Genomic DNA, 4,283 nt, shown 5'->3' with positions numbered 1-4,283 from the left:
GTCCGTCGACTCGACGCCGAGCGGAGAGCTCGTGCTGTTCCAGCAGTCCAACAACCGACGGCATCCGCGACCTCCCGGGAACGACGACCCGACAGGCCACCACTCCCACGGACCCACCACTCCTATCCCCGACCAGCAGAAACGTGCCGATCACGTCCGGAAAGACAACAGCTTCTTACGGGTGTCAAGCACTGCCAGAGGCCGACGATCAGGGATGCACTGGTGGACACCCGGCCCGCAGAAGTCGTGGCGAGAAGCCGCTGACGTTTGTCATTCCAGCCCCTGGGAGGCCGCGGATCCGCTCCGTAGCTTTGGCGCGGGATTCGAACAGACAGGAGAAAGCTCATGGTATCGACCCCGCAGGACGACGCACCGGAGACCGATCGTCCCGTAGCAGCGATGTTGCTCTACCCGGGGCTCACCGCGCTGGACCTGGTGGGGCCTCAGACACCGTTGTCCCGGTTCATGGAAGTGCACCTGGTCTGGAAGACGCTCGACCCGGTACTCACGGACTCCGGAATGACCATCACGCCGACGACGACACTCGCCGAGTGCCCCGAAGACCTGGACGTGTTGTTCGTGCCCGGGGGCAGGGGGCAGGCCCAGCATCTCGATGACATGCAGGTGCTCGCCTTTCTTGCTGACCGCGGCTCCCGGGCCCGGTACGTGACCTCGGTCTGCGGAGGCTCGCTCATCCTCGGTGCGGCCGGACTGCTGCGCGGATACCGGGCCGCAACGCACTGGACGGCCAGGCACCTGCTTCCCGCGTTCGGCGCCTGCAACGTCGACGACCGCGTCGTGATCGACCGCAACAGAATCACCGGGGGCGGAGTGACTGCGGGTCTCGACTTCGGGCTCACCCTGGTGTCAGAGATGTTCGGTGAGCAGCCGGCCAAGGAGACCCAGCTCGCCCTCGAATACGATCCGCTGCCACCGTTCGACGTGGGCTCACCGGAGAAGGCCGGAGCCGAGCTCACCACCGTCGTCAGGGACGCGATGAGCGACATCAACGATCGCACAGCAGCCCTTGCCGAGAAGTTGGCCGCGAAGGGCTGGGGCCGCTCGCACGACGGACCTCTCGCCGGATAGGACACAGTCGGTCGCCTCGACCCACTCCACCGACCTCGACGTCCCCGGTCACGCCCGCCGCCTCGGCAAACGCTCCGGCTAGCCCACCGGCACCTCATGGCGAGATCCCGTTGGAGTGTGTGATTCGAGCCCATTCTCACGGCGCGGACCGGTTCCTAGCATCGAAACCAAGCCGGTGGTCACCGGCTCCTGCTCTCACGAAAGACACTCACATGCACGTCCAGATCGTGTTGTTCGACGGGTTCGACCCGCTTGACGCCATCGCACCGTTCGAGGTCCTCCACGCCGGCGGCACCGCCTCCGGCGGCGCCGTCAGCGTGGAGCTGGTCAGCGCCGAAGGCCCGCGGGATGTCGTCAGCGGCACCGGCGGCCTGTCGCTTCGCACCACCGGCACCCTTGACCCCAGCTGTCCCGGCGTCGTCCTCGTCCCCGGCGCCTCCGGGCGCGTCGGCGACCCCGCCGACAGCGCTGACCGGGAGGACGACGACACGCAGGAGGACACCATCCCGGTCCTCCTGGGCCGCGCGCTGGAGACCGAGCTGCCGGGGCTGCTCAAGACCGCCATGGAGGACACGGGGATCACCGTGGCGACGGTCTGCGGCGGATCGCTGGTCCTGGCCATGGCCGGTCTCCTCCACCGCCGCCACGCCACCACCCACCATCTGGGCCTGGACCTGCTCGACGCGACCGGCGTCCACGCCGTCCGCGCGCGCGTCGTCGACGACGGCGACCTGGTCACCGCCGCCGGCGTCACCTCTGGGCTCGACCTCGGCCTGTACCTGCTGGAACGCGAAGCGGGACCGCAGATCGCCCACGCCGTCGAGGAACTGTTCGCCCACGAACGCCGCGGCACGACCTGGCGCCCCCGCGGGCTCCAGCCCGCCGCCTTCTGAGCACCCCCGGCCCACCCCGCACGTCACGACGCAAGGAAGCACCACTTCATGTCCGCTGAAATCGAAGGTACCTGGGACCTGACCATCGCCACGCCGATCGGGCGTGTGCGACCCGTCATCGAACTGCGCACCCAGGACGGGCAACTGGCCGGCACCGCCCACGGCGAGCGCGAGGGAGAGGATCTGCCACTGAGGGACATCGCCCTCGACGGGCACCGGCTGACCTGGAAGCAGTCCATCACCCGCCCGATGCGCCTCGACCTGGCCTTCGCCGTCACCGTCGACGGCGACACACTCACCGGCACCTCCAAGGCCGGCCGCCTCCCGTCCTCGAAGGTCACCGGCCGCCGCCGCGACGATGGCGCGGACGTCGTCGAGCCGATGTGATGACGACATCACGCGCCACGTCCGCGATCACCGGCGCGGCGGCGACGACGACACCCACGGTGGTGTTCCTGGCCGCGAACGGGATCAGCGGTCTACGAACCGCGGCCATCGCCACGACGGCGACCGCTGTGCTCGTCCTCGTGTGGCGGCTGCAGGCCCGGCGACAGGTCCGCCACGCGGTCGTCGGAGCCCTGCTCGCGACCGCGTGCGCAGCCGCGGCCGCCTGGACAGGACAGGCACGGGGATTCTTCCTGGTCCCCATGCTCATGCCGGCCGCGACAACGGCGGCCTGCCTACTGTCCCTTGCAGCCGACCGCCCCCTGGCCGGCCTGGTCACGAACAAGATCGTGGGCGGCCCACCCGGATGGCGCTCGCACCGGGCGCTCCACCGCTTCTACGCGGTGTCAACGGTCGTGATCGCGCTCCTGAGTTTCCTGAGCCTGGCTGCGCAGGTAGCGCTGTACCACTGGAGCGACGTCGCCATGCTGGGGCTCCTCCACATCCTCATGGGAGCGTCATGGACCGCCATCACAGCACTGTCCACGCTGCTGGCCCGCAGGAAGATCATCCGCGAGCGGGCCACCGCCGAGGCTGACAACCGCTGACAACCGCTGACAACCCGCAGGATCAAGCCGAACAGCAACGAGCCCATCCTGTCCGCTTCAGCCCCGTCAGCGTGGGAGCCCTGGCCGAACGTTCCTGGCCAGGGCTCTCCCTATGACAGCTGAACCGCCCCGGGGTCGGTAGAGATCTCAGATTGTGGTGATGACCTGGGGTTTCTTGAGTTCGGTGTAGTAGTTGGCTTCGTATTCGACGGGCGGGATGTGCCCTATCTCACCGTGGAGTCGGCGGTGGTTGTACCAGTCGATCCACTCGGCAGTGGCCAGCTCGACCTGGGAGAGCGTCTTCCAGGGGTGCTGGGGCTTGATCAGCTCGGTTTTGAACAGGCCGATCGTGGACTCCATCAGGGCGTTGTCGAACGCGTCACCAACGGATCCGATGCTCGCCGCGATGCCGGCGGCGTCCAGGTGCTCGGCGAGGCGGAAGCTCGTGTACTGACCGGATTCAACTGGTCGTTGCAACACCGGTTTGTTGAAGCAACTGTAGCTGCTCATTGAACGCTTCGGCGGGTGTCTTCCATCCGAGCGTCTTGCGGGGTCTGCTGTTGAGAGTGTGAGCGACGGCCTGGACTTCCTCAGCGGACCATCTCGAGAGATCGGTGCCCTTCGGGAAGTACTGTCGCAAGAGCCCATTGGTGTTCTCGTTGGTGCCGCGCTGCCATGGACTATGCGGATCGGCGAAAAACACGGGAATGCCAGTCTCGACCTTGAATTGGACGTGTGCCGACATCTCCTTTCCTCGATCTCATGTCAGCGACCGTGCCAGTTGCTCGGGCAGCGTCGACATCGTGCTGGCGAGTGCGTTCTTCATCGTGATCGCCCCATAACCGGCCAGTGCAGGGCCATTCTTGACGGTGTGTTTGTGCCGGTAGCCTTCCTCGCGCGGCAGATGAACCAGCATCGTGAATCGAGTTGACCGCTCGACGACCGTGCCGATCGCGGAACGTTCCAGCCGGTGATCAGGTCCCCTTCCCAGTGGCGGGAACGGCACGGTCCTCGACTTCGGCAGGCCGTTCGCTGATCAACGCTTCGGGCGTCACGTGCGCCCAGGTCTTGCGGCGCGAACGAGCACGCGGGGCGCGCAGCGCGCGGCCTGTACGTAGGCACAAGATCAGTTCTCGCTTGAGCGCCCCGCGGCCCTGGATGTAGAGCGCCTGGTAGATCGCCTCGTGGCTGATGCGCATGGACTCATCATCGGGGAAATCGAGCTTGATCCGGTTCGCGATCTGCTCCGGACTCCACGCCTGCACCCACGCACGGTCCTTGCGGTGCGGCTTGTTCCGCCCCGTCCACG

5 protein-coding genes and 1 pseudogene are annotated in these 4,283 nt (G+C 67.0%); 4 read left to right on the top strand and 2 right to left on the bottom strand.

Annotated features, from left to right (window positions below):
- The first annotated feature begins 399 nt into the window (after positions 1-399).
- From VT52_RS33620 to VT52_RS33605, 4 genes are all read left to right on the top strand, one after another.
- Entirely contained in the window at positions 400-1,089 is a 690-nt protein-coding gene (locus VT52_RS33620) for a DJ-1/PfpI family protein (RefSeq protein WP_240509995.1), read from the top strand.
- A 212-nt stretch (positions 1,090-1,301) separates the two neighbouring features.
- On the top strand, positions 1,302-1,982 hold the full coding sequence (locus VT52_RS33615; protein WP_046421852.1) for a DJ-1/PfpI family protein: 681 nt from the start codon (positions 1,302-1,304) through the stop codon (positions 1,980-1,982).
- Between the two features lie 48 nt (positions 1,983-2,030).
- The gene (locus tag VT52_RS33610; RefSeq protein WP_046421851.1) at positions 2,031-2,369 is read left to right on the top strand and encodes a hypothetical protein; all 339 of its coding nucleotides are present in this window, start codon (positions 2,031-2,033) and stop codon (positions 2,367-2,369) included.
- Positions 2,369-2,974 carry a DUF3159 domain-containing protein gene (locus tag VT52_RS33605; protein WP_079175448.1) on the top strand — a complete coding sequence of 202 codons (606 nt, stop codon included), beginning with the start codon at positions 2,369-2,371 and terminating at the stop codon, positions 2,972-2,974. The genes VT52_RS33610 and VT52_RS33605 overlap by 1 nt, the downstream gene beginning before the upstream one ends.
- 147 nt (positions 2,975-3,121) lie before the next feature.
- Here VT52_RS33605 and VT52_RS33600 read toward each other — a convergent pair whose 3' ends face one another.
- Together VT52_RS33600 and VT52_RS33595 are read right to left on the bottom strand one after the other, a co-directional pair.
- On the bottom strand, positions 3,122-3,451 hold the full coding sequence (locus VT52_RS33600) for an integrase core domain-containing protein (protein ID WP_167377766.1): 330 nt from the start codon (positions 3,449-3,451) through the stop codon (positions 3,122-3,124).
- A pseudogene (locus VT52_RS33595) lies at positions 3,435-4,283 on the bottom strand (IS30 family transposase); the annotation flags it as partial. The gene VT52_RS33600 and the pseudogene VT52_RS33595, both read right to left, overlap by 17 nt.

It is taken from the genome of Streptomyces malaysiense, from assembly GCF_000980885.2.
GTDB lineage: Bacteria > Actinomycetota > Actinomycetes > Streptomycetales > Streptomycetaceae > Streptomyces > Streptomyces malaysiense.
The sequence above is the reverse complement of the archived record's forward strand: the minus strand, read 5'-3'. Positions and strand labels throughout refer to the sequence as shown.

Bases quoted from the DNA above. Each gene is read 5' to 3' on its own strand.
- VT52_RS33615 (WP_046421852.1), top strand. From the start codon at position 1,302: ATGCACGTCCAGATCGTGTTGTTCGACGGGTTCGACCCGCTTGACGCC.
- VT52_RS33605 (WP_079175448.1), top strand. From the start codon at position 2,369: ATGACGACATCACGCGCCACGTCCGCGATCACCGGCGCGGCGGCGACG.
- VT52_RS33620 (WP_240509995.1), top strand. From the start codon at position 400: ATGTTGCTCTACCCGGGGCTCACCGCGCTGGACCTGGTGGGGCCTCAG.
- VT52_RS33610 (WP_046421851.1), top strand. From the start codon at position 2,031: ATGTCCGCTGAAATCGAAGGTACCTGGGACCTGACCATCGCCACGCCG.